The sequence below is a fragment of the Streptomyces sp. NPDC042002 genome (genome assembly GCF_055588305.1).
The window spans coordinates 1-24,414 of record NZ_JBVJCT010000035.1 but is presented as its reverse complement, the minus strand read 5'-3'; the positions used below and the strand labels follow the sequence as shown (position 1 = coordinate 24,414).

Below are 24,414 nucleotides of genomic sequence, written 5' to 3'. Positions count from 1 at the left end.
CTGCTCAGGCCTTCAACTTGTAGCCGAAACCGCGGACCGTCTCGATACGGTCCTGGCCGATCTTCGTACGCAGCCGCTGCACATGGACGTCGACCACCCGGGTGTCCCCGCCCCAGCCGTAGTCCCACACCCGCTCGAGCAGCTTGTCGCGGCTCAGCACCGTACCGGGCGCGGACGAGAACTCCAGGAGCAGCCGCATCTCGGTGGGTGTCAGCGCCACCGGCGTACCGCTCCTGAGCACCTCCATGCCCTCGGTGTCGATCTCCAGGTCACCGAAGGCGAGCACCCCGCCGTCCACCGGCACGGCCCCCTCGCCCGGCGCGCCCACACCGCCGCTCGCGTGCCCGAAGCGGCGCAGCACCGCGCGGATACGGGCGACGAGCACGGCTCCGTCGAACGGCTTGGTCACATAGTCGTCGGCGCCGGCCTCCAGGCCGAGCACCACGTCGATCGAGTCGGCGCGCGCGGACAGCATGATGACCGGCACGGTCGACTCGTCGCGGATACGGCGGCACAGCGAGACACCGTCGAGTCCGGGGACCATCACGTCCAGCAGGGCGATGTCGGGACGGTCGGCACGGAACGCCTCCAGGCCCGAGAGCCCGTCGGGCATGGCCGTGACCGCGAAGCCGTCGCGCTCCAGGGCGAGTTGCGTGGCCTCGCGGATGACGTCGTCGTCCTCGACGAACAGGACGTGGGTCTGCTCTGCCATCCGGCTGCTCCGCCCGCTCTCAGTTCCCGTCGGGGGCGGCCGAACTGCCACCGCCCACCGCGTTGCTGTAGTCGTTGTGGATCCGGGACTGCTCGACGAAGCGCGTCGCGGACCAGTTGTAGGTGATCACTTCCTCGCTGGAGGGGTACGACACCGGGTCGCCCTTCTCGTACAGCTGCTGGGTGACCACCAGGTCGCCCCGGTCGATCTCGGCGTAGACCGGCGGCTCCTCGGCCTTGAAGACATTCTGGTACCTGCCGTTCGCCTCGCGATAGACGTACGAGCCGACGCCGACGGCATCGGCACAGGTCATCACGTTGATCACGACGTCGTTCGAGGACCCGCCGGTCAGGTTCCCGTACGACACGTCGACCGGGTACTCGTCGGCGACGCACGGCTTCAGGTCGCGCTTGACCGCCGCGCTGACCGCCGGGTCGTCTTCGACGATCTTGACCGCGTCCACGCGCTTGGGCGCCTTGGAGGGCGAGCCGGAGACGACCGGCGCGATGCTGCCCTTGGCGACCGCGTCACTGCCCGCCGGGCCCTCGTCGCGGGCACCGGTGCCGCCGGTGGCGCACGCGGTCACGAAAAGGCCGAGGGCGGTGAGCCCGGCCGCCGCCGAACTCCCCGCCTTCAGGGCCGCTCTGGCCCGAACTCCTAGGCCGCGCAACGCTCCCGCTCCTCACGTTCGAGCGCGCGGGCGTCCAGGTCGCGGTTCTCCAGCTCCTCGCGGAGCCGGGCCAGCGCCCGGTGCAGCGTGCTCTTGACCGTTCCGGCCGACATACCGAGTGCGGCGGCCGTCTCCTCCGTGGACATCTGCTCCCAGTGTCGCAGCACCACGACACTGCGCTGCTTGGGTGCCAGCACCTTCATGATGTCCATCAGCAGCGCGCGGTCCGCGTGCTGCTCGGTGGCGTCCTCCACGCACGCGTCCGGAAGCTGCTCGGTGGGCACCTCCTCGAGCTTGCGGGCCCGCCACCACTCGGTGCGCGTATTGATCATCACGCGGCGCAGGTAGGCGTCGGCGAGGCGCTTGTCCGCGATGCCCTCCCAGCGGCCGTACGTCCGCACGAGCGCCGTCTGGAGCAGGTCCTGGGCGTCGACCGGGTCGGGGACCAGGCGGCGGGCACTGCGCAGCAGCGCGTCCTGCCGAGTGCGGACGTACTCCTCGAATTCGAGCACCTCGCCGTGCGCCATGATCAACCGCCTCCATCCCCGTTTCCGACCTGCCTGCTGCCGGTTGTCCGTTTCCTGCGAACCGCCGCTCATCCGCCGCTTGTTGCGGCCTTTCCTGCGGTACGGCACTGAAGCTACGGAGGGGTTGTCACGGGGTTGTCCGAGACAGCCTGCGGCCAGCACTCGGCTGTCCGTCGGTTGTGTAACGGTCGTAGGTGCGGGGTAAAGGGAGGGGGTCGTACGTCCCGGTTGATCCGGTTCTGGTGTCGTCGCTGCGTCAGCCGCTATGTCAGGGGCAGCCGATACAGACCGCCGGGGAGCGGCTCCACCAGTCCGTCGGCGACGAGTCCGTCGAGCGCCCGGCCCCGCTGGACCGGTTCGTCCCACACCCGGTCCAGCGCGGTCTGCGGAACCGGCACATGCGCCTCCCGCAGGACGGCCAGCAGCTTGCCGCGCACCTGGCGGTCCGTGCCCGCGTACGTCTGTCCCTTGCGCGGCGGTCCTTCGTGCTCCGGCTTGCCGGCCAGCCGCCACGCGCACTGCGCGGCGATCGGGCAGCGGTGACACGTCTCGTTCCTCGCCGTGCAGACCAGCGCGCCGAGCTCCATGGACGCGGCGGCCCAGCGCGCCGCCGTGCTCTCGCTCTCGGGCAGCAGGGCGCGGGCGAGCCTGCGTTCGGCGGCGGTGGTGGCGTTCGGCGGGTACCGCACGCCGGTGACGGCGCGGGCGAAGACCCTGCGGACGTTCGTGTCCAGTACGGGATACCGCTGGCCGTACGCGAACGACGCGACCGCCGCCGCCGTGTACTCCCCGATGCCGGGCAGCGCGAGAAGCTGCGCGTGCTCCGTCGGTACGTCGCCGCCGTGCCGCTCCGTTATGGCCACCGCGGCGCCGTGCAGTCGCAGGGCGCGGCGCGGGTAGCCGAGCCGCCCCCAGGCCCGGACGGCCTCCCCTGGCGCGTCCTTCGCCAGATCGGCGGGGCGCGGCCAGCGGGCCAGCCACTGCTCGTACACGGGCAGGACGCGGTTGACCGGGGTCTGCTGGAGCATGAACTCGCTGACCATCACGGCCCAGGGGCCGGCATCGGGATGCCGCCAGGGCAGATCGCGGGCGTGCTCGTCGAACCAGGCGATGACGGGGGTGTGGAGGTTCTCGCCGGGAGCGTTCCGGGTGGGCTCGGTGGGCTTGGTGGGTGCAGTCATGGCGATGTCGATCCTGCCATGCGGCGGTGAGGATGGGGGGACGACGCCGGGGCGGGCGGTGGTGAAAGACCGCATCCGACGGCCGTCGCGGCGCCGGGGAGGGTGGCCGCCGGGATGATGATCCGGAAAAGTTGGTACCGGGGCGGCGGGTGGGGCGAGCGGCGCGGCCGATCTCTCGTACAGTTTGCGCCGTGGGATCTCTGCGCAATCCGGTTGGGCCGCTCCCCTCCACCATCTACTGGCGTCGGAGGGCCGTTCTGCTGTCCGTAGTAGGGCTGTTGGCGCTGTTCACCGTCTGGGTGGTCGGCACCGGCGGCGGGGGCGGCAACAACGCCGCGGGCGGGTCGAACGGCAAGAACCCCGCGACCTCGATCACACCGGGCCCGTCCGGTTCGGGTCCCGCGATCAGCCAACACCCGGGCGGCCGCGACGAGTCGAGCGGCGGGGGTGACAGCGGCGGCGGTACCGGCGGGAGCGGGAGCGACAGCGGCGGGGGCTCCGGCGGCGGCTCCGGTGACGGTTCCGGCGACGGCTCCACGGACTCCGGCGCAAGCTCCGGCGGCAGCTCCGACGACGGGGCGAAGAACGGCGGCGGCGGATCGGCCGATCAGCTTCCGGCCGGTTCCACTCTCCCCAACTGCACTCCGGACAACGTGAAGTTGACGCTCAAGAGCGTGCACAACACGTACGCGCCCGGTGACCGGCCCGAGATCCAGCTCATCGCCAAGAACACCTCGGGCAGCGACTGCAAGGTCGATCTCGGCCCGAAGAGCACGGTTCTGACGATCACTCAGGCGGGCGGCGACAAGGACATCTGGGCCTCGGACGACTGCCCGAAGAACGCCGCGGGCGTCCTCTACCGCGTACCGGCCGGCAGCCAGGTCGTCTACACGGTGAAGTGGGACCGCAGGCCCGGCGCCCCCGCGTGCGCGACGCCCCCCTCGGGTTCGGCCCCCGCGGGCACCTACCTGGTCGAGGCGAAGGCGCCGGGCCTGACGAAGGCGCAGACGTCGTTCGTCCTGTCCAAGGACTGAGGGCCCTCGGCCGGCCGGCCCCGATCCGAGGGGCCGCGCCGCGTAAGGCGTGAACCGGGGGGCCTCGGCCGACGAGGAACCCTTAGACGTAGCGCTCCAGGATCGACGACTCGGCGAGCCGGGACAGCCCCTCGCGGACGCTGCGGGCCCGTGCCTCGCCCACGCCGTCGACCGTCTGGAGGTCGTCCACGCTCGCGGCGAGCAGCTTCTGGAGCCCGCCGAAGTGCTCCACGAGCCGGTCGATGATCGCGCCGGGCAGGCGCGGCACCTTGGCCAGGAGACGGAAGCCGCGCGGGGAGACCGCGGAGTCGAGCGCCTCGGGGGAGCCGGTGTAGCCCAACGCCTTTGCCACCGTGGAGAGTTCGAGCAGCTCGGCGTGGGCGAGCGCGTCCAGCTCGGACAGCGCCTCGTCGACCGTGCGGGACCGCTTGGCGGTCGGCTCGGGCACGTAGTCCCGTACGACCAGCTCGCGGTCGGGCTCGACGCCGGCGATCAGCTCGTCGAGCTGAAGGGTCAGCAGCCGTCCGTCCGTGCCCAGTTCGACGACGTACTCGGCGATCTCGGTGGCGATGCGGCGCACCATCTCCAGACGCTGGGCGACCGCGGAGACGTCCCGGACGGTGACGAGGTCCTCGATCTCCAGCGCCGACAGCGTTCCCGCGACCTCGTCCAGGCGGAGCTTGTACCGCTCCAGCGTGGCGAGGGCCTGGTTGGCGCGGGAGAGGATCGCGGCGGAGTCCTCCAGGACGCGGCGCTGACCGCCGACGTACAAGGCGATCAGACGCATCGACTGGGAGACCGAGACGATGGGGTAGCCGACCTGTTTGCTCACCCGGTCCGCGGTGCGGTGCCGGGTGCCCGTCTCCTCCGTCGGGATCGTCGGGTCGGGCACCAGCTGCACGCCCGCCCGGAGGATCTTGGTGATGTCCTTGTCGAGCACGATGCCGCCGTCGAGCTTGCACAGTTCACGCAGACGGGTCGCGGTGAACTCCACATCCAGGACGAATCCACCCGTACACATCGCTTCGACGGTCTTGTCGGAGCCGAGCACGATGAGTCCGCCCGTGTTGCCGCGGAGGATCCGTTCAAGCCCGTCGCGCAGCGCCGTGCCGGGTGCCACGGCGCTCAGTGCGGCGCGCATCAGGCCATCGGCACCGGAGCTCCCACCGGACTTTCCGGGAGCTGCTGCCCGGTCGTTGGCTGCCACTGCACTCCTCCGGTCGAAGGTTTCCGGCCGCCCTCGGTTCGTACGGACGGGCGAGACCAGGGCAAAGTCTACCGGCGCTGCTCCTCGTCCCGTGGGGCCTCTCTGCGACGCGAGCGCGGAAGGACACTCAGCGCCGCGCCGATGTCCGCCACTTCCAGGACCTTCATACCGGCCGGGACCTTGCCCGGATCGGTCGGTACGAGAGCGTGCGTGAAGCCCAGCCGGTGTGCTTCGGACAGCCTGCGCTGGACGCCCGTGACCCGTCTGACCTCGCCCGCGAGCCCCACCTCGCCGATCGCCACGAGGTTCTTGGGCAGCGGGGTGTCGCTGGCCGCGGACGCCAGGGCGAGCGCGATGGCGAGGTCCGCGGCGGGCTCGGAGAGCTTCACGCCGCCGACCGTCGCCGAGTAGATGTCCCGCTTCCCGAGGGCGCTGATCTTGCCGCGCTGCTCCAGGACGGCGAGCATCATCGAGACGCGGGAGGTCTCCAGGCCGGAGGTCGTACGGCGCGGGGAGGGGATCTGGGAGTCCACGGTGAGCGCCTGCACTTCGGCGACCAGCGGACGGCGGCCTTCGAGGGTGACGGTCAGACAGGTGCCGGGGACGGGCTCGGTGCGGCGCGTCAGGAAGAGCCCCGAGGGGTCGGTGAGGCCGGTGATGCCCTCGTCGTGCAGCTCGAAGCAGCCGACCTCGTCCGTCGTGCCGTAGCGGTTCTTGACTCCTCGGACCAGCCTCAGGCGCGCGTGCCGGTCGCCCTCGAAGGACAGGACGACATCCACGAGGTGTTCGAGCAGCCGGGGTCCGGCGATCGCGCCGTCCTTCGTGACATGGCCCACGAGCAGGGTGGACATGCCGCGCTCCTTGGAGACGCGGATGAGCGCGCCCGCGACCTCCCGGACCTGGGCCATGCCGCCGGGCGCGCCGTCGATCTCCGGGGAGGCGATGGTCTGGACGGAGTCCAGGATGAGCAGGGACGGCTTCACCGCGTCCAAGTGGCCGAGGACGGCCGCCAGATCGGTCTCCGCGGCGAGATAGAGGTGGTCGTCGATCGCCTTGATGCGGTCCGCGCGGAGCCGCACCTGGCTGGCCGACTCCTCGCCCGTCACATACAGGGTGCGGTGCTCGTCGCTCGCGGACTTGGCCGCCACGTCCAGCAGGAGGGTGGACTTGCCGACGCCCGGCTCGCCCGCGACGAGGACGACCGCCCCGGGCACGAGACCGCCGCCGAGGACACGGTCCAGCTCGGGCACGCCGGTGCTGCGCGCGGTGGCCTGACGGCCGTCGACCTGCCCGATGGGCACCGCGGACGTGGTGACCCGCCCCGGCGCCGTCGTGCGGACAGCGGGCGTGCCGTACTCCTCGACCGTCCCCCAGGCCTGGCACTCGGGGCAGCGGCCGAGCCACTTGGCCGTCTGCCAGCCGCACTCGGTGCAGCGGTAGGACGGCCGGTCCTTCGCGGTTTTCGTACGGGCAGCCATGACCGAACCGTAGCCGGAGCCACTGACAACCCGGCACCCGCCGGTACGGCCCCGCCCTGGGCCTCCGCCCCCGGCCCGTGTTCTGAGCCACATCGACCCGGCTCCGAGCCGTCGTGCCCGATGCCCCGAGCCGTGGTGCCCCCTGTGTTTGAACCCCCGGAGCCCGTGCCGCGAGCCCCCGCGCCCCGTTCCCACCCCCGTGCGACCGGGCCCCGCGCGGAGCCCTCGCCGGCCCATCTGCCATGGACTGCCATCGCCGCCGGTGACGGCCCAGGCCAGGGGTCGGGGGTTCCTGTCCCCTTATGAGGGATCGTTTCACCCGTACGGATTAAATGTGCTCAAGGGGGAGGAAGGGGCTGCCCCAGGGCACCTACGGTCGCACGGGTGATGAGCAGCAGTCCGGAGACCTCCACGCACACCACCGGCGCACACCGGGCGCACGGGGCCGCGCGCAAGCGGGCTGGCGCGCCCCGTGGCGCGATCCCCCGCACCCTGGTCCAGCGTCCCCCCGCGCGGTACGAGCCCTACCTGGACGGCCTGTTCACCTACTGCCTGTCCGTGCTGTGCGACCACGACGCGGCCACCGCGGCCCTCGGGGACGCCCTCGCGCTGGCCGAGCGGCGCGGCCCGCGCGGTCCGGAGTCCGCCGGCGACCGCAGGGCCTGGCTCTACGCGCTCGCCCGCTGGTCCTGTCTGCGCCAGCTCACCGAAGCACGGCGCAAGCGGCAGGCGGCGCACGCCTCAGGGCGGCGCGACTCCCACATGAGCGACCCCCCGGGTGCCTCCAAGGGCCCCCGCGAAGAAGCCGCCCTCACGAGAGCCCACAAGGCCGCCGCGGACCGGCGCGCGGCCGAGGCGCTGAGCGCCGTTCCCTTGTCCGAGGAGGTCCAGGACCACCGTCGGCGTGAACTCGGCCTGCTGGCCTGGCCGGAGGCCGCCGGGACCACCCCGGAGCAGCGCGAGGCGCTCGAACTCGCCGTGCGCCACCAGCTCGCCGCCCACGAGGTCGCCGCCGTCCTCGGCATGGACCTCCCCGCGGCGCGCGAGCTGCTGGCCTCCGCCGCCTGCGAGGTCGAACGCACCCGCGCGGCCCTCGCCGTCGTGGAGACCGGCGCCTGTCCCAGCGTCGCCCGGCTGACCGGCGACAGCCGGCTCGTGCTGAGCACCACCCTGCGCGGCGAGCTGGTCCGGCACGTCGACGACTGCCCGCGCTGCCGACGCACCGCCGAGCGAGCGGTCCCCGGAGCCTGGCCCGGCACCAGCGTCACGCCCGCCGCGCTTCCCGTGCTGGAGGCCCCGCACGCGGCCCTGCGCGTCGCGATGGCGCACGCCCCACGCGCGCGGGGCAGCGCTCCACGCTTCGACCGGCGCGGTTTCCCGATGGACCCCAAGGATCACGCCGCCCGCAGGGACCGTCTCCGCGCGCGTGCCGTCACGACGACGATCGTCGCCACCGTCGTCGCCGCGCCCGTTCTCGCCCTCTGGGCGGCGTACCGGGGCGCGCCCCTGACCGGCGAGGGCGTGGACGGCCGCCCGGCCAGCACGAGCGAGGCCCAGGATCCCGAGGGCCTGGACGGCGGGCAGGCGGGCGGCTACGAGAACGCCGGCAACGCCAGCGCGGGACCCGGCTCCCGTTTCACCAAGGGCAGCGGATCGCCGGATGTCTCCGTGGAGGTCGTCAGCGCCCGCGGAACCACCCCGGGGCACCTGTCGGTGGCGGCCGCGAGCAGCGGCGACACGACCCTGGTCACGCTGACCGCGTCGGGCAGTTCACCGGTCCGGTGGTCCGCGCGCACCGGAGTGTCCTGGCTCTACTTCAGCAAGTCCTCGGGAACGCTCGAACCGGGCGGGTCGTTGACGATCAAGGTGTACGTCGATCACCTTCGCGAGCCGGTGGGCCACTGGACCGCGCGGGTGGCGATCGCCCCGGCGGGCGCGGTGGTCACCATCGCCGGGTACGGGGCGGCGGGCTCGTCCCACCCCACCCCCACCGCGAGCAGTCCGAGCCCCTCAGGACCGGGTTCCACCCCGACGGCGACCCCGGCCGGCCCGGACCCGTCCCCGACTCCGCCCGACCCGACGCCGACGCCGACGGTCACCGACTCGTCCTCCGGCGACCCGGGCGGCTCGTCACCGCCGCCGGGTGACAGCGGCGACCCGGGCGCGTCGTAGGCTCCCGAGCCATTGGCCGCACGGCCCGGACGCGGACGCGCACCCGGTCCACGCACCACCCGGTCCACGCACCACCCGGACGCGCACGCGGACTCGGTCGGCGTACCTCCCGGACGCGGACTCAGTCCACCGGGTCCGCGGGATGCGGTGCCAGCAGCGGCAGCTGCGAGGCCAGCCGCTCCTCGCACAGCTGGACCAGGCGGTCGTATCCCGCCTTGCCCATCAGCTCGATCAGCTCCGGACGGTACGAGACGTACACCGGGTCGCCCGCGCCGTGTGCCGAGGTCGCCGACGTGCACCACCAGTGCAGGTCGTGGCCGCCCGGTCCCCAGCCGCGGCGGTCGTACTCGCCGATGGAGACCTGGAGCACGCGGGTGTCGTCGGGCCGGTCGATCCACTCGTACGTGCGCCGCACGGGGAGCTGCCAGCAGACGTCCGGCTTGGTCTCCAGCGGCTCGCGTCCCTCCTTGATGGCCAGGATGTGCAGCGAGCAGCCCGCGCCACCGGCGAAGCCGGGACGGTTCTGGAAGATGCAGGAGCCCTCGTACGGGCGGGTCTGGCGGTCGCCGTCCTCGTCCTTGGACACCCAGCCCGTCTCCACGCCCACGTCATGGTGCTGCCAGATCTCCGGCGTGAGCCGGGCCACGTGCCCGGCCACCCGCTTCTCGTCGTCCTCGTCGGAGAAGTGGGCCCCCAGCGTGCAGCAGCCGTCGTCGGCGCGACCCGCCTGGATGCCCTGGCAGCCGCTTCCGAAGATGCAGTTCCAGCGGGAGGTCAGCCAGGTCAGATCGCACCGGAAGACCTGCTCGTCGTCGGCCGGATCAGGGAACTCCACCCACGCGCGAGCGAAATCGAGCCCCTTCTCGTCGCTCTTCTTCACGGACTTTCCGGACTTCGTGGCCTTCGCCTGCGGGGAACCCGTGGCTGATTTGTCGGGCTTCGCCTTTTTCGTCTTTGGCACGGGTCCAGGGTAAGTCGCTTCCGCCCGCTCCGGGGACGTCCCGGCGGCGCTGCCCGTAGATCACCGTTCGACGTGGGCTTTCGCCCCACCCCTCGTGAATCGCCGTGTGGGCAGTAGCGTTCCGTCCATGAGACTCGGTGTCCTCGACGTGGGATCGAACACGGTGCATCTGCTGGTGGTGGACGCCCACCCCGGCGCCCGGCCGCTGCCCGCCCACTCGCACAAGGCCGAATTGCGGCTTGCCCAACTGCTCGACGAGAGCGGGGCGATCGGCCCCGAAGGCGTCGACAAACTGATCGAGACCGTCCAGGACGCCCTGGAGGCCGCCGAGGACAAGGGCGTCGAGGCCCTGCTGCCGTTCGCGACGTCGGCCGTGCGCGAGGCCAGCAACGCCGACGAGGTTCTCGCCCGGGTGCAGGCCGAGACCGATGTCGAGCTGCAGGTCCTCACCGGCGCGGAGGAGGCCCGGCTCACCTTCCTGGCGGCCCGCCGCTGGTTCGGCTGGTCGGCGGGCAAGCTCCTCGTCCTCGACATCGGCGGCGGCTCCCTGGAGATCGCGTACGGCATGGACGAGGAGCCGGACGCGGCGGTGTCGCTGCCGCTCGGCGCGGGCCGGCTCACCGCGGGCTGGCTGTCCACCGATCCGGCGGACCCGGCGGACGTGCGGGCGCTGCGCCGGCATGTACGGGCCCAGATCGCCCGGACGGTCGGAGAGTTCAGCCGCTTCGGCGCCCCGGACCACGTGGTCGCCACCTCCAAGACGTTCAAGCAGCTCGCCCGGCTCGCCGGCGCCGCACGCTCCACCGACGGCCTGTACGTCCAGCGCGAGCTCAAGCGCCGCTCCCTGCAGGACTGGGTCCCCCGCCTCACATCCATGACGGCCGACGAACGGGCGGAGCTGCCGGGCGTCTCCCCTGGCCGCTCCGGCCAACTCCTGGCCGGCGCCCTGGTCGCCGAGGCCGCCATGGACCTCTTCGGCGTGGAAACCCTGGAGATCTGCCCCTGGGCCCTCCGGGAGGGCGTCATCCTGCGCCGTCTGGACCAGATGGCCTCGGAGTAGCCGCCTGGACCAGACGCCCTCGTACTGGACTGACGCCGTAGTACGGAACGGGTCCCGACCGACGCCACGCGAGCACCCCGCCCGGGTGCGTGGCGTCGATCACGTGAGCACCCCGGCAGGTGTGTGGCGTCGATCACCGGAGCGTCCTGGCGGGGTCCCGCGTCCTTCGGGCCGACGGCCACCGCACCCCGGGCCGGAGGTCCATCCACCCCCAGGTCGGAGGCCGGTCCACCGCCGGCCCGGAGGGCCCGGACACCTCCCGGCGGGAGCCCAACGAACGCCCGCCGGGGGCCCACAGGAGCCTCCCGGCCAAGCTCCCCGCCCCTCGCCCGACCGCCGGAAGCACCCCGTACGCTGTCCCTCGTGGCAGAACCAGTGGTGCGCATCCCGGATGCGAAGGTCGCCCTGTCCACGGCCTCCGTGTACCCGGAGTCGACCGCGACGGCCTTCGAGATCGCCGCGCGCCTCGGGTACGACGGCGTCGAGGTCATGGTGTGGACCGATCCCGTCAGCCAGGACATCGACGCTCTGCGCCGCCTCAGCGACTACCACCGGATGCCGATCCTCGCCGTTCACGCCCCCTGCCTGCTGATCACCCAGCGGGTCTGGTCCACCGACCCGTGGATCAAGCTCCAGCGCGCCAGGGCGGCAGCCGAGAAGCTCGGCGCGAGCACCGTCGTGGTCCATCCCCCGTTCCGCTGGCAGCGCCAGTACTCCCGTGACTTCGTCACCGGGATCTGGCGCATGGCCGACGAGACGGACGTGCGATTCGCCGTCGAGAACATGTACCCGTGGCGCTACCGCGACCGCGAGATGCTCGCGTACGCCCCCGACTGGGACGTGACGAAGGACGACTACCGGCACTTCACGATCGACCTCAGCCACACCGCGACCGCCCGCACGGACGCCCTGCGGATGATCGACCGCATGGGCGACCGCCTCGGACACGTCCACCTCGCCGACGGCAACGGTTCCAACAAGGACGAGCACCTGGTCCCGGGCCGCGGCACCCAGCCCTGTGCCGAACTCCTGGACCGGCTCGCGCTGTCCGGCTTCGACGGCCATGTCGTCATCGAGGTCAACACCCGCCGCGCGATGTCCAGCGCCGAACGCGAGGCCGACCTCGCGGAGGCCCTCGCCTTCACCCGGCTCCACCTCGCCTCCGCCGTGAAGGTGCCCCGCGGATGACGGACGCCGCCCCCCGCCGCGGCCGGGGACGCCCCACCCGTACGCAGACGGAGGCGGGCCCCGCCACCCGCGACCGCATCCTGGAGGCGGCCCGCGAGGAGTTCTCCGAGCGCGGGTACGAGAAGACGTCGGTCCGCGGTATCGCCAAGTCCGCCGGGGTGGACTCAGCGCTCGTGCACCACTACTTCGGCACCAAGGAACAGGTCTTCGAGGCGGCCGTCGAAGGAGCCATGGCCCCCGCGCTCGGCGCCCCCGACACGATCGAGACGATCGTCGAGGGGCCGCTCGACGGCGTCGGGGAACGCCTGACCCGCTTCTTCCTCGGCGTCTGGGAGAACCCCAAGACCCGTACGCCGCTGCTGGCGATCGTCCGCTCGGCGGTGAACAACGACACCGCCGCCGCCGTCTTCCGCAGGCTCGTCGCCGCGCAGCTGCTGCGCCGGCTCGCGGCCCGGCTCGACGCCCCCGACGCGGAACTGCGCGCGGAGCTGGCGGCGGCCCAGCTGGTCGGGGTCGCGATGCTGCGCCATGTGATCAAGGTCGAGCCGCTGGCCTCCGTGGACCTGGAGCGCGTCGTGGCCAGGGTGGCGCCCGTGGTCCAGGGACACCTGACGAACCCGTGAGGCAGGCGCCGAACTCATGGGGGCGTCCGACGAGCCCGCCCGGACACCTGACGAACCCGTCACGGCACCTGACGGCACCTGACGAACCCATGAGCGAGTGGACCGTCCGTCGAAGTGGTTCCGTTGCCCCAGAACGCCGCCGACATGCGCGTATGCCGTGCGCGGACGGCCGCTGGTCGAGACGCGTGTTCCGAGATGCGGACGGCCTGTCCGGATCCTGGAGCACCGGCGTACGCTCGACTCCAGTCATAACCCTCCTCATACCTCCCCGAAGGAGCGAGCGACGATGCCCGAGCTGAGGTCCCGCACAGTCACCCACGGCCGCAATATGGCGGGCGCACGCGCCCTGATGCGCGCCTCCGGTGTACCGGGCGCGGACATCGGACGGAAGCCGATCATCGCGGTCGCCAACTCCTTCACGGAGTTCGTGCCGGGCCACACCCACCTCCAGCCGGTCGGCCGGATCGTCAGCGAGGCCATCACGGCGGCCGGCGGCATCGCCCGCGAGTTCAACACGATCGCGGTCGACGACGGCATCGCGATGGGCCACGGCGGCATGCTGTACTCGCTGCCGTCCCGCGACCTGATCGCGGACTCGGTGGAGTACATGGTCGAGGCGCACTGCGCCGACGCCCTGATCTGCATCTCGAACTGCGACAAGATCACGCCCGGCATGCTCATGGCCGCGCTGCGCCTGAACATCCCGACCGTGTTCGTCTCCGGCGGTCCCATGGAGTCCGGCCGCGCCACCCTGGTCGACGGCACGGTCCGTACGCTCGACCTGGTCGACGCGATCTCCGACGCCGTGAACGACAAGATCTCGGACGAGGACATCCTCCGTATCGAGGAGAACGCCTGTCCGACCTGCGGCTCCTGTTCCGGCATGTTCACCGCCAACTCGATGAACTGCCTGACCGAGGCCATCGGCCTGAGCCTGCCCGGCAACGGCTCGGTCCTCGCCACCCACACCGCCCGCAAGGGCCTGTACGAGGACGCGGGCCGCACGGTCGTCGACATCACGCGCCGCTACTACGACCAGGACGACGAGTCGGTCCTGCCCCGCAACATCGCCACCCACGCGGCCTTCGAGAACGCCATGGCCCTCGACATCGCCATGGGCGGCTCGACCAACACGATCCTGCACCTGCTGGCCGCCGCCCAGGAGGCGGGCGTCCCCTTCGGCTTGGACGAGATCAACGCGGTCTCGCGCCGGGTGCCGTGCCTCGCCAAGGTCGCCCCGAACGTCGCCAAGGACCGCACGTACTACATGGAGGACGTGCACCGCGCCGGCGGCATCCCCGCCCTCCTCGGCGAGCTGCACCGCGCGGGCCTGCTCAACGAGGACGTGCACTCCGTCCACAGCCCGTCCCTGTCGGACTGGCTGAAGACGTGGGACGTGCGCGCGGGCTCCCCGTCCCCCGAGGCGATCGAACTGTGGCACGCGGCCCCCGGCTGCGTCCGCTCGTCCGAGGCCTTCTCCCAGTCCGAGCGCTGGGAGGCGCTGGACGAGGACGCCGAGGGCGGCTGCATCCGCTCCTCCGAGCACGCCTACTCCAAGGACGGCGGACTCGCGGTCCTCAAGGGCAACCTGGCCGTCGACGGCTGCGTCGTGAAGACGGCCGGCGTCGACGAGTCCATCTGGACCTTCGAGGGTCCGGCGGTCGTCTGCGAGTCCCAGGACGAGGCCGTCGACAAGATCCTCCGCAAGGAGATCACCCACGGCGACGTCGTCGTCATCCGTTACGAGGGTCCCAAGGGCGGCCCCGGTATGCAGGAGATGCTCTACCCGACCTCCTTCCTCAAGGGCCGTGGCCTCGGCAAGACCTGCGCCCTGATCACCGACGGCCGCTTCTCCGGCGGGACTTCGGGCCTGTCGATCGGCCACGCGTCCCCCGAGGCCGCGTCCGGCGGCACGATCGCCCTCGTCCGGGACGGCGACCGCATCCGCATCGACATCCCGAACCGCTCGGTCGAACTGCTCGTGTCCGACGAGGAGTTGGCCACCCGCCGCGACGCCCTGAACGGCGTCTACGCCCCCGCGAACCGCGAGCGCAAGGTCTCGGCAGCCCTGCGCGCGTACGCCGCGATGGCGACGAGCGCGGACAAGGGCGCGGTGCGGGACGTCTCGAAGCTGGGCTAGCCGTAAGGGCTGCAAAGCCTGTGAAGCCGCGAAGGGGCCGCTCCTGCCGGGGCGGCCCCTTCGCGGCTCGCCGGGCCGATCACCAGGCCGAGGGATCCCCCGCGTCGACCGCGAAGAGGGAACCGTCGGGGGCGGTGGCGTAGATGTGGTTGCCGGCGGGGAGGGGGGCGGGGAGCACGCTGACGAGCGAGCCCCGGTCGCTTTCCAGCCGCACCTTCGTCTGCCCGAGCAGCGTTCCTCGATCCGTGTCGACGGCGACGAGCCGCCCGTCCGCCGCGGTGAGGTAGAGACGATGACCGGCCACAGTGGGAGCCGACGCCCTGCTGACGGACGTCTCCGCCCGCCACAGCTGCTCCGACGTCCTGGTGTTCACGGCGACCAGCGAACCGTCGCTTCCCAGCAGGTACGCGGTGTCCCCTCGTAGGGCCACCTGCGCCTGCGCCTGCGGGATGCGCAGCGTGGTGCGCCGAATCCTGCGGTTCACCACGTCGTAGCGCAGGACCGAGTCCGTGTACTGGTCGACGGTGGTCGAGGTGAACCAGACGGTTCCGCCTCGGGCGGCCACGAGGCTGAGTGCCCCGTCCATGCGTCGCTGCCAGGTCGTGGCACCGGTCGCCGGGTCCACCGCGGTCACCCGGGTCTCGGTACCGCTCCCGGTCCCGGCGGGGGTCGAGACCGCGTAGGCGACCCCGTCCCCGTACGACTGGAATTGCGGGACGGCCAGCCCCGGGATCGCGTGACGCCACTTCTCCTCGCCGGTGGCGGCGTTCAGCGCGGTGACCTTGGAGTCGGGGCCGGTGAGCAGGACGACACCGGCGACGGGCGTGACTCGGCCTTCGTAGCGCGTGACGTCGCGGCTCCAGCGCGTCGTGCCCGTGGCGGGATCCAGGGCGGTCAGCCGATGCCCGCTCCGGCTGCCGACGAGCAGGAGCCCCCCGGAGAGGACCGGCGCCGGGATGGAGTAGGAGTTCCCGTTCCCCGTGTCGCTCCGGGACCACAACACCTTGCCGTCGTCCGGATCGATCGCCGCGGCGAGGACACCGGGCCGGACGCACAGCAGCGCTCGGGGGGTGTACGCGCACCGCGACTGACCGCGGGCCTTGGCGCCCGAGGCCCGCAGGTCGAGTTGCCACGACTGGAAGGCGCTCTTGGACGGCCGCGCGGTGTGCTGCTTCGCCACGGGGCTCTGCGACCCGCCCAGCAGACCGAAGGCGCCGACGGCCCCACCGGCGACGGCGAGCCCGGCGACGGCGATGACGGCGGGCAGCCGACGGACCCGTCCGCCCCTCTTCCGGGCAGCCACATGGGTACGGTCCTCGGCGCCCTCGGGACGCTCGGGCCTCGGCCGCGGAGCCGTTTCCCGCACGGACGGCGTCGGCTCCCCTTTCCCGGTGCGCTGTTCCGGAATGAAGGCCCGGGTGTCGTACGAGGCCGAGACCGAGCGCAGCGCCACCATCAGCTCGTCCGGGGTGGGCCGGTCCTCGGGCTCCTTGGCGAGGCAGCACGAGACGAGGCCGACCATGTCCTCCGGCACGCCCGTCAAGTCCGGTTCGTCGTGGACGACTTGATAGGCGACGAGATAGGGGCTGTCCGAGTCGAACGGTCCGCTCCCGGTGGCCGCGTGCACGATCACCGAACCGAGGGCGAACACGTCGGCGGCCGGCCCGACATGGCGTGGCCTGCTGAACTGTTCCGGCGCCATGAACGGCGGAGTGCCGATCAACTTCCCGGTCTCCGTGCGCAGTTCACTGTCGGCGGGGCGTGAGATGCCGAAGTCGATGACTTTCGGCCCGTCCTCCGCCAACAGGACGTTGCTCGGCTTGAGATCGCGGTGGACGACCCCGGCCCGGTGGATGTCCCGCAGTGCCTCGGCGAGTCCGGCCATCAGATGGCGCAACCGGGTCGAGGACAGCGCGCCGTTCCGCTTCACGTGCTCGGCGAGCGTCGGCCCGGGGATGAACAGGGTTGCCATCCAAGGGTGTTCGGCCTCGGGGTCGGCGTCCACCACGGGCGCCGTGAAGGCACCGCTGACCCGGCGGGCGGCCGCGATCTCCTGGCGGAACCGCCCCCGGAACTCGGGGTCTTGAGAGAACTCGGCATGCACGACCTTGACGGCCAGCCGCAACCCGGAGGCGGATCGCGCCAGATGCACGATTCCCATGCCACCGGAGCCGAGTCTCGCCTCCAGCAGGTACTGCCCGGCATAGCGCGGATGTTCCGCTTCCGAGTCCGTACCGGTGCTGCGCTGTGGCGGCATCACTCACCCCCGTGGGTTCGACCGCGTGCGCGACGCGCAGAGCCTAGTCGATCCTTCGTGCGAAACCTCGACGGCTTGCTAGCCTCGGCGCCCAGCAAGTCTTTGGCGTGAATCAATCAAACGGGGGAGATCGATATGGCCGTGGAAGACATCGCCGTCGCAGACTCGGCTGAGGCGGCGGAAGCGGAGCCGTTGTCGGCCGAGACACTCCGCACCTACGCGCTCGCTCCGGGCCACAACGTCAACGTCCGCAGCGGCCCGGGCACTCATTTCAGCATCGTCCGCACCCTGCCGCCGGGCTCGCGTGTCCCGATCTACTGCCAGTGCTCGGGAGAGTCCGTCGCGGGCCCCTACGGCACGAGCAAGATCTGGGACAACATCTCCAACGGCCAGTTCGTGTCGGACGCGTATGTGCAAACGGGCAGCGACGGCTATGTAGCCCCGACGTGCTCCTGACCGACACCTCGGCCCAAGGGCGCCCGCGGTGGCCGACAGGGCTGTGACCGGAGCGATAGCCGACGGAGCCGCGACCGGAGCGATAATCGTGGCGTGAGCGACGAGACCAGCACCGGAACCGGCACCCCCGCGGGGCCCCAGCCCGAGCCCCTGCGCTTCTTCGGGACGACCTGGGTGGAGCACGACGGCGGCTACACCGGCCGTCGGATCGGCGTGGCCGTCGGCTCCCTCGCAGCCGCCGTGGCCGCCTGCTTCGTGCTCCGCTTCGCCTACCAGGGCCTGGCCATCGCGGACGTGGGGACGCTCGTGAGCGTGCTGGTCGTGGTGATGTTCGCGGTGTGCAGCGCCCTCGCGTTCCGGCACACCTCGGAGGCATTCACCAAGCGGCCCGACCCCGACCGCCAGGCCTCCCTGCGTGGTCTGCTCGCCATCGGCTTCGTCGGCTCCCTCCTCGCCTACTGCTTCCGCTCCCTCACCGAGGCCCCGGGCGAGAAGCTCCACCGCGAGGAGTACGAGGCGGCGAAGAAGCAGTACACCCGCCGCACCACGCGCCGCGCCGGCAACCCCTCGAAGAAGACCCGCCGCTCCTGACCCGCTCCTGCCCGGATCTGACCCGCACCTGACCACGCCCCCCCCCACGGTGCGACCCGCCGGGCCAGCGAGAACAGGGCGCGCCCCGGCCAACTGGGGAACACAGTCCCTGGCCCAGCCAGCCCAGCCCGGTCCGTCCCCGGCCAGGCAGCCCAGCCCGGTCCGTCCCAGTCCCGGTCCGTCCCAGTCCCGGTCCGGCCCAGTCCCGGTCCGGCCCATCCCCGGCCCGGCCCAGAGCCGGGCCCAAAGCCCGGCCCAGCGCGCAAGTCGATCCAGCCGAGCACGACGGCAGGAACACGCCCTACCCCACCCCCGCACCACTCGCGATCATGAATCCATGACCACTTCCCCTTCTTCTCCCCCCTCCTCCCAGACCGCGTCCCCCTCCCCCTCCACCGTTCCCGACGGCACGCAACGCACCGAGCGCGCCCACTCCTTCAACGCCGCCGCCGCGCAGTACGCAGCGAACCGTCCGTCGTATCCGCCGGCCCTCTTCGACGCCGTCGAAGCCCTCGCGGCCCGTTCGCTGGCCGGTGCCAAGGCCGTCGACGTGGGCGCGGGCACCGGGATCTCCACCGGACTCCTGCACGCCCGCGGGGCGGATGTCCTCGCCGTGGAACCCGGCCCCGGCATGGCCGCCGAGTTCCGTCGCGCCCACCCCCGCATCCCGATCGTCCGGGGCAGCGGCGACGCACTGCCCCTCGCGACCGCCTCCGCGGACTTCCTCACCTACGCCCAGGCGTGGCACTGGACCGACCCGAGCCGTTCGGTGCCGGAGGCGCTGCGCGTGCTGCGTCCCGGCGGGGCGCTGGCCCTGTGGTGGAACACCGAGGCGCTCGACGTCCCGTGGATCGAGGCGGCGGCCCGGCGCGCCGAGCGTTTCCTCGGCAGGGACCAGGAGGCGGAGAAGGGCACCGCCGCCACCCGCGCCGCCCGGTCCCTCGCCGCGGACCCGGAGGGCCGCCTCTCCTTCGAGCGCCGCCAGGTCCGATGGAGCCGGCGCGTCGCGATCGACACCCGCCTCGCCAGTCTCGGCAGCCACTCGCAGTTCCTGGTCCTCGGCGAGGAGGCCACCGGAGCGTTCTTCGCCGAGGAACGGAACCACCTCCTCCAGGCGTTCCCGGAAGGGTTCGTGGAGGAGACCTACGTCGTCGAGCTGCTGGTGGCGATCCGTTCGTGATCGCGTCCGGCGGCCCATGCGTCGAGGGCCGCCGCACACGCGTGATCGACATGCCGCAGCCCGCCCAACTCCAGCCGTACGTCATGGTCGTGCGGCAGCGCCTCCAAGGCGTCCAGCAGCTTCGGCAGCCGTAGGGACGTGGTGTTGCCAGCCACTCGTACGACCATTCCCGCTGTGCCCCGCTTCTCGGTCTCCACGTGCACATGACCGATGTCCCAGGCGGTCCGAGCTGCACCAGCCCGGCCCCGAGCACCAGAACACCCGTGCCTGGACCCGTACGACCGCACCGCCTCGTACACCGACACGGTCAGCCCGGCCGCGGGTTCGCTCACCTGAAGGCTGCTGCCAGGCGGTATCCCGGCGACCGGCCCACCGACGATTCCGGTCACCAGCCCCAGTCCGGCGGGCACACCGGACACCATGGCGACCCCGGCACACGGGGCAGCGCCACCGGTACATCGTGGCCCTTCGGCCGGTCCATCGCGGCCCTTGACCGGCGTACCTCGCGAGAGGATATTCATCATGTGATGATTATTCGTCCGCGTCCGCCCGACCCCACAGGAACACCCGTGCCCCTTTCCCCGCCCGCCGTCCGCGCCGAAGGCCTCACGGTCGTCCGCGGCACCCGCACCGTCCTGCGCGGACTCGACTTCACCGTCCCGCGCGGCCAGATCACCGGACTGCTCGGCCCCTCCGGCTGCGGAAAATCCACCCTGATGCGCGCGACGGTCGGCACCCAGGCCAAGGTCAGCGGCACCCTCGAAGTCCTCGGCCGCCCCGCCGGCGACGCCGCGCTCCGCTCCCGCATCGGTTACGTCACCCAGGCGCCCTCCGTCTACGACGACCTGACCGTCCGCCAGAACCTCGACTACTTCGCCGCGATCCTCGACCCGGGCCGGGCCGCCTCCGAGCGCCGTCGCGCCGATGTCACCCGGGCCATCGACGACGTCGACCTCGCCTCCCACGCCGGCTCCCTCGCCGGCAACCTCTCGGGCGGCCAGCGCAGCCGTGTCTCCCTCGCCGTCGCACTCCTCGGAACCCCGGAACTCCTCGTCCTCGACGAACCGACCGTCGGCCTCGACCCCGTCCTGCGCCGCGACCTGTGGAACCTCTTCCACGCCATCGCCGAGCAGCGCGGTACGACCCTGCTGATCTCCTCCCACGTCATGGACGAGGCCGAGCGCTGCCACCGGCTCCTCCTGATGCGCGAGGGCGGGATCCTCGCCGACGACACCCCCGACGCCCTGCGCGAACGGACCGGCTCGGACACCGTCGAAGCCGCCTTCCTCCACCTCGTGGACGAGGCGGCCGCGCACCGGCCCGCGACGACCAGCACGACCTCACCGCGGAACCCCACCACCGCCGAGCCCCCGGCCCCGGAGCCCTCCGTCCCGGCCTCGGAGCCCTCGGCCCCCGGCGCCGACCCCCGCCCCGCCGGTGCCCAGCCCCGCGAGGAGACCGCACGATGAGTTCCACCGCGCCCACGAGCCCCACCGCGCCCACCACAGCCGCGAGCGCCGGCCCCATCGGGCAGGCGGCACCGGCGTCACGCCCCAGCGCCCTCAACGTCTCCCGTACGACGGCCACCGCGGCCCGCGCCCTGCGCCAGCTGCGGCACGACCCGCGCACCATCGCGCTGATGATCCTCGTCCCCTGCGTGATGCTGGTTCTGCTCCGCTATGTCTTCGACGGCAGCCCCCGCACCTTCGACTCCATCGGCGCGTCCCTCCTCGGGATCTTCCCGCTGATCACGATGTTCCTGGTGACCTCGATCGCGACCCTGCGCGAGCGCACCTCCGGCACCCTCGAACGCCTCCTCGCCATGCCGCTGGGCAAGGGCGACCTGATCGCCGGCTACGCCCTCGCGTTCGGTGCGCTCGCGATCATCCAGTCGGCCCTGGCCACCGGACTCGCGGTCTGGGTCCTCGGCCTGGACGTCACGGGCTCCCCCTGGCTGCTCCTGCTGGTCGCCCTGCTCGACGCCCTCCTCGGAACGGCCCTCGGCCTCTTCGTCTCGGCGTTCGCCGCCTCCGAGTTCCAGGCCGTCCAGTTCATGCCCGCGGTGATCTTCCCGCAGCTTCTCCTCTGCGGCCTGTTCACCCCGCGCTCCAACATGCACCCCGTCCTGGAGGCCATCTCCGACGTCCTCCCCATGTCGTACGCGGTCGACGCCATGAACGAGGTCCTCAAGCACACCGACATGACCGCGACCTTCCTACGCGACGTGCTGATCGTCGCCGGGAGCGCGCTGCTGGTCCTGGGACTCGGAGCGGCGACGCTGCGACGCAGGACGCCATAGGTCCCCGCGAGGGTGCGGAGCGGGCCGGTCCGCTCCGCACCGGCCCGCCGGGACCGAGAGGAACGTGCTGTCCGGCCCGCCGGGACCGAGGGCAACGCGCAGTCCGCCCACCGGACATCCCACCCGCCTCCGTGACCCCGGTGGGAGGATGAACGCGGACGACTCAACCCTCGGAGGGCACCCGCAACCATGCCGCAGAAAGTCGCAGTCCTCGGCACCGGCAAGATCGGTGAAGCCCTGCTCAGCGGAATGATCCGAGCCGGCTGGGCCCCCACCGACCTCCTGGTCACCGCCCGCCGGCCGGAGCGGGCCAAGGAACTCCAGGAACGCCACGGAGTCACCCCGGTCAGCAACGCGGAAGCGGCGAAGACCGCCGACACCCTGATTCTCACCGTCAAGCCCCAGGACATGGGCTCGCTCCTCGACGAACTCGCCCCGCACATCCCCGCCGACCGTCTGATCATCAGCGGTGCGGCAGGCATCCCGACCTCGTTCTTCGAGGAGCGGTTGGCCGCGGGTACCCCCGTCGTCCGTGTCATGACGAACACCCCCGCCCTCGTCGACGAGGCGATGTCCGTCATCTCCGCCGGGAGCCACGCCACCGCCGAGCACGTGGCGTACGCCGAGGAGATCTTCGGCGCCGTCGGCAAGACCCTCCTCGTCCCCGAGTCCCAGCAGGACGCCTGCACCGCGCTTTCCGGTTCGGGACCGGCGTACTTCTTCTATCTGGTCGAGGCCATGACGGACGCGGGCATCCTGCTCGGTCTGCCGCGGGACAAGGCGCACGACCTGATCGTCCAGTCGGCGATCGGCGCCGCCGTGATGCTCCGCGACAGCGGCGAGCACCCCGTGAAGCTCCGCGAGAACGTCACGTCTCCCGCGGGCACCACGATCAACGCGATCCGCGAACTCGAGAACCACGGCGTACGCGCGGCGCTCATCGCCGCACTGGAAGCAGCCCGCGACCGCAGCCGCGAACTCGCCTCCGGCAACAGCTGACCCACCGTTCCCGGCGGTCCCCCGACACCGGGGGCCGGCCGGGAACGGCCCTCGGTGCCGAGGACGACCATCAGACAGTCCTCAGCCACCGTCGGTCCTCGGTCGGTCCGCGGCCCTCTGCCGGTCATCAGCAGCCGGTCAGTCCTCAGCAGGCCGTAGGCGGCAGCAACCCGATCGCCCCGTACGCCGCGTCCACCGTCGGCCGCGCCATTTCTCTGGCCCTCGCCGCACCGTCCCGCAACACCCCCTCCACGTAAGCGGGATCCGCACACAACTGTTTGTGCCTCTCCTGTACGGGCCGGAGCAGTTCGACCACGGCCTCGGCGGTGTCCTTCTTCAGAGCGCCGTACGACTCGTACGCACCGGCCAAGGCCGCGGGGTCCCCGCCCTCACAGGCCGCGAGGATCTCCAGCAGGTTCGAGACGCCGGGCCGCCCCTCCGGGTCGTACTCGACGTCCTGTCCGCTGTCCGTCACCGCGCGCATGAACTTCTTCCGCACGGCATCCGGCTCGTCGAGCAAATAGACGACGCCCGGTCCGACGTCGTCGCTCTTCCCCATCTTCGACGTCGGTTCCTGCAGGTTCATGACCCGCGCCGCGACCTCAGGACGGGTCGCCCGAGGTACCACGAACGTATGGCCGTACCGCTGGTTGAACCGCACCGCCAGATCCCGGGTCAACTCGACATGCTGCGTCTGGTCGTCCCCGACCGGCACCTCTTCGCTTCCGTACGCCAGGATGTCGGCCGCCATCAGCACGGGATACGTCAGCAACGACAGCCGCACGCTCCCACCGCGTTTCCGTTCCAGCGCGGCTTTCTCCTTGTACTGGATCATCCGTCGCATCTCTCCGTCGGTCGCGACGCACTCCAGCAGATACGACAGCCGCGCGTGCTCGTCCACATGACTCTGTACGAACACGGTGCACAGCTCGGGATCCAGCCCTGAGGCCAGCAACAACGTCGCCGCCTGCCTGCTGAGCCTGCGGACCCGCCCCGGATCGTGGTCCACGGTCAGCGCGTGCAGATCGACGATGCAGAACAGGGCTTCGGCCCGGTGCTGATCGACGGCGGCCCAGCGGCGTACGGCTCCCAGATAGTTCCCCAGCGTCAGATGCCCGGTCGGCTTGACCCCACTGAAGATCCGCGTCATCTCTCCACCTCCTGGTCGAGGCCGCCGCGCCCACCGGCCGGCTCCAGGAGGGAGACACAAAAACGGCCGCCGAGGGCGGCGGCCGTTGGGTACATACGTGTGTACGGCCGCCTGTCAGGCGGCCCACCACTGTCGGGTGCACGTACGCGTAGTCATGGACGCAGCGTACGCCTCGGGTGGCCCGTCCGGAGGGGAGTTGACACGACCCCTGCCCGTACGTAGTGTTCTCCGAGTTGTCCGACGTGAGCGTCGACTCCGGTCGGTCCCCGGACAGCCATTCCGCACCACCATTCAACGATCGACGACTCGTCGTCGGCTCGTTTTCATGTGTGTTTGCGAAATGAGGATTCCGCGTTCGAAAGGGCGCCACCCCGATTAGCTCGGGAGCCAGGAATCCGCTAAAGTCTCACTCGTCGGAACGGCCCAACAGCCGGGAAGACAAGCCCCGCTGACTGGGAGTCAGGCCCGAAAGGATCTGATAGAGTCGGACTCGCCGGAAAGGGAAACGCGGAAGCGGGAACCTGGAAAG

Annotated in this window: 22 protein-coding genes and 1 pseudogene; 12 read left to right on the top strand and 11 right to left on the bottom strand. The window is 71.6% G+C overall.

Annotation, left to right across the window (positions count from 1 at the left end):
* Window positions 1-4 precede the first annotated feature (4 nt).
* From cseB to ACZ6KY_RS33725, 4 genes are all read right to left on the bottom strand, one after another.
* Window positions 5-712 carry a two-component system response regulator CseB gene (gene cseB / locus ACZ6KY_RS33740; RefSeq protein WP_401328237.1) on the bottom strand — a complete coding sequence of 236 codons (708 nt, stop codon included), beginning with the start codon at window positions 710-712 and terminating at the stop codon, window positions 5-7.
* A gap of 19 nt (window positions 713-731) precedes the next feature.
* Window positions 732-1,382: a hypothetical protein gene (locus ACZ6KY_RS33735; RefSeq protein WP_469314050.1), complete on the bottom strand. Its 651-nt coding sequence runs from the start codon at window positions 1,380-1,382 to the stop codon at window positions 732-734.
* Complete coding sequence (locus ACZ6KY_RS33730; RefSeq protein ID WP_328554197.1) at window positions 1,370-1,909, bottom strand: SigE family RNA polymerase sigma factor; 540 nt, start codon at window positions 1,907-1,909, stop codon at window positions 1,370-1,372. The genes ACZ6KY_RS33735 and ACZ6KY_RS33730 overlap by 13 nt, the downstream gene beginning before the upstream one ends.
* A gap of 263 nt (window positions 1,910-2,172) precedes the next feature.
* Window positions 2,173-3,090: an HhH-GPD family protein gene (locus tag ACZ6KY_RS33725; RefSeq protein WP_469314049.1), complete on the bottom strand. Its 918-nt coding sequence runs from the start codon at window positions 3,088-3,090 to the stop codon at window positions 2,173-2,175.
* Window positions 3,091-3,281: 191 nt separating this feature from the next.
* Between ACZ6KY_RS33725 and ACZ6KY_RS33720 the strand changes: the two genes are divergently transcribed.
* A complete protein-coding gene (locus ACZ6KY_RS33720; RefSeq protein ID WP_469314048.1) occupies window positions 3,282-4,124 on the top strand; it encodes a hypothetical protein in 843 nt (280 codons plus the stop codon).
* Between the two features lie 82 nt (window positions 4,125-4,206).
* Here the strand turns inward: ACZ6KY_RS33720 and disA are convergent, their stop codons facing one another.
* The gene (disA, locus tag ACZ6KY_RS33715; protein WP_389083478.1) at window positions 4,207-5,331 is read right to left on the bottom strand and encodes a DNA integrity scanning diadenylate cyclase DisA; all 1,125 of its coding nucleotides are present in this window, start codon (window positions 5,329-5,331) and stop codon (window positions 4,207-4,209) included.
* A gap of 68 nt (window positions 5,332-5,399) precedes the next feature.
* Window positions 5,400-6,809: a DNA repair protein RadA gene (radA, locus tag ACZ6KY_RS33710; protein ID WP_469314047.1), complete on the bottom strand. Its 1,410-nt coding sequence runs from the start codon at window positions 6,807-6,809 to the stop codon at window positions 5,400-5,402.
* A gap of 384 nt (window positions 6,810-7,193) precedes the next feature.
* Between radA and ACZ6KY_RS33705 the strand changes: the two genes are divergently transcribed.
* Window positions 7,194-8,981, top strand: coding sequence for a BACON domain-containing protein (locus ACZ6KY_RS33705; RefSeq protein WP_469314046.1), 1,788 nt, complete (start codon window positions 7,194-7,196; stop codon window positions 8,979-8,981).
* 121 nt (window positions 8,982-9,102) lie between these two features.
* Here ACZ6KY_RS33705 and ACZ6KY_RS33700 read toward each other — a convergent pair whose 3' ends face one another.
* The gene (locus tag ACZ6KY_RS33700) at window positions 9,103-9,942 is read right to left on the bottom strand and encodes a DUF3109 family protein (RefSeq protein ID WP_469314045.1); all 840 of its coding nucleotides are present in this window, start codon (window positions 9,940-9,942) and stop codon (window positions 9,103-9,105) included.
* Window positions 9,943-10,069: 127 nt separating this feature from the next.
* Here ACZ6KY_RS33700 and ACZ6KY_RS33695 point away from each other — a divergent pair, with 127 nt between their 5' ends.
* From ACZ6KY_RS33695 to ilvD, 4 genes are all read left to right on the top strand, one after another.
* Window positions 10,070-11,002: a Ppx/GppA family phosphatase gene (locus tag ACZ6KY_RS33695; protein WP_469314044.1), complete on the top strand. Its 933-nt coding sequence runs from the start codon at window positions 10,070-10,072 to the stop codon at window positions 11,000-11,002.
* A 363-nt stretch (window positions 11,003-11,365) separates the two neighbouring features.
* Complete coding sequence (locus ACZ6KY_RS33690; protein ID WP_469314043.1) at window positions 11,366-12,190, top strand: sugar phosphate isomerase/epimerase family protein; 825 nt, start codon at window positions 11,366-11,368, stop codon at window positions 12,188-12,190.
* A complete protein-coding gene (locus ACZ6KY_RS33685; RefSeq protein ID WP_469314042.1) occupies window positions 12,187-12,813 on the top strand; it encodes a TetR/AcrR family transcriptional regulator in 627 nt (208 codons plus the stop codon). The genes ACZ6KY_RS33690 and ACZ6KY_RS33685 overlap by 4 nt, the downstream gene beginning before the upstream one ends.
* Before the next feature lie 286 nt (window positions 12,814-13,099).
* Window positions 13,100-14,953, top strand: a complete 1,854-nt coding sequence (gene ilvD / locus ACZ6KY_RS33680) for a dihydroxy-acid dehydratase (protein WP_469314041.1) — start codon at window positions 13,100-13,102, stop codon at window positions 14,951-14,953.
* Between the two features lie 79 nt (window positions 14,954-15,032).
* Here the strand turns inward: ilvD and ACZ6KY_RS33675 are convergent, their stop codons facing one another.
* Window positions 15,033-17,210, bottom strand: a complete 2,178-nt coding sequence (locus tag ACZ6KY_RS33675) for a protein kinase domain-containing protein (protein ID WP_469314040.1) — start codon at window positions 17,208-17,210, stop codon at window positions 15,033-15,035.
* A 135-nt stretch (window positions 17,211-17,345) separates the two neighbouring features.
* On the opposite strand from ACZ6KY_RS33675, the gene ACZ6KY_RS33670 reads away from it, so the two are divergent.
* The 3 genes from ACZ6KY_RS33670 (at window position 17,346) to ACZ6KY_RS33660 (ending at window position 19,437) form a co-directional block, all read left to right on the top strand.
* Window positions 17,346-17,666 (top strand): peptidase, encoded by a 321-nt coding sequence (locus ACZ6KY_RS33670; protein WP_469314039.1) that lies wholly within the window; start codon window positions 17,346-17,348, stop codon window positions 17,664-17,666.
* Between the two features lie 93 nt (window positions 17,667-17,759).
* Complete coding sequence (locus tag ACZ6KY_RS33665; protein WP_469314038.1) at window positions 17,760-18,257, top strand: EamA/RhaT family transporter; 498 nt, start codon at window positions 17,760-17,762, stop codon at window positions 18,255-18,257.
* Between the two features lie 337 nt (window positions 18,258-18,594).
* The gene (locus ACZ6KY_RS33660) at window positions 18,595-19,437 is read left to right on the top strand and encodes a class I SAM-dependent methyltransferase (RefSeq protein WP_469314037.1); all 843 of its coding nucleotides are present in this window, start codon (window positions 18,595-18,597) and stop codon (window positions 19,435-19,437) included.
* On the opposite strand, the gene ACZ6KY_RS33655 is transcribed toward ACZ6KY_RS33660, so the two are convergent.
* Together ACZ6KY_RS33655 and ACZ6KY_RS33650 are read right to left on the bottom strand one after the other, a co-directional pair.
* Window positions 19,401-19,592 (bottom strand): hypothetical protein, encoded by a 192-nt coding sequence (locus ACZ6KY_RS33655; RefSeq protein WP_469314036.1) that lies wholly within the window; start codon window positions 19,590-19,592, stop codon window positions 19,401-19,403. The two genes, ACZ6KY_RS33660 and ACZ6KY_RS33655, sit on opposite strands and share 37 nt — an antisense overlap.
* Window positions 19,593-19,663: 71 nt before the next feature.
* Window positions 19,664-19,859, bottom strand: a pseudogene (locus ACZ6KY_RS33650) (SulP family inorganic anion transporter); the annotation flags it as partial.
* A 105-nt stretch (window positions 19,860-19,964) separates the two neighbouring features.
* Between ACZ6KY_RS33650 and ACZ6KY_RS33645 the strand changes: the two are divergent.
* The 3 genes from ACZ6KY_RS33645 to proC all read left to right on the top strand — a co-directional run bounded on the left by ACZ6KY_RS33645 (window position 19,965) and on the right by proC (window position 22,735).
* On the top strand, window positions 19,965-20,906 hold the full coding sequence (locus ACZ6KY_RS33645) for an ABC transporter ATP-binding protein (protein WP_469314035.1): 942 nt from the start codon (window positions 19,965-19,967) through the stop codon (window positions 20,904-20,906).
* Entirely contained in the window at window positions 20,903-21,736 is an 834-nt protein-coding gene (locus ACZ6KY_RS33640) for an ABC transporter permease (protein ID WP_469314034.1), read from the top strand. Before ACZ6KY_RS33645 ends, ACZ6KY_RS33640 begins: the two co-directional genes overlap by 4 nt.
* A 189-nt stretch (window positions 21,737-21,925) precedes the next feature.
* Window positions 21,926-22,735, top strand: a complete 810-nt coding sequence (gene proC / locus ACZ6KY_RS33635) for a pyrroline-5-carboxylate reductase (RefSeq protein WP_356783946.1) — start codon at window positions 21,926-21,928, stop codon at window positions 22,733-22,735.
* Window positions 22,736-22,880: 145 nt separating this feature from the next.
* On the opposite strand, the gene trpS is transcribed toward proC, so the two are convergent.
* Complete coding sequence (trpS, locus tag ACZ6KY_RS33630) at window positions 22,881-23,885, bottom strand: tryptophan--tRNA ligase (protein ID WP_469314033.1); 1,005 nt, start codon at window positions 23,883-23,885, stop codon at window positions 22,881-22,883.
* Window positions 23,886-24,414: the final 529 nt, after the last annotated feature.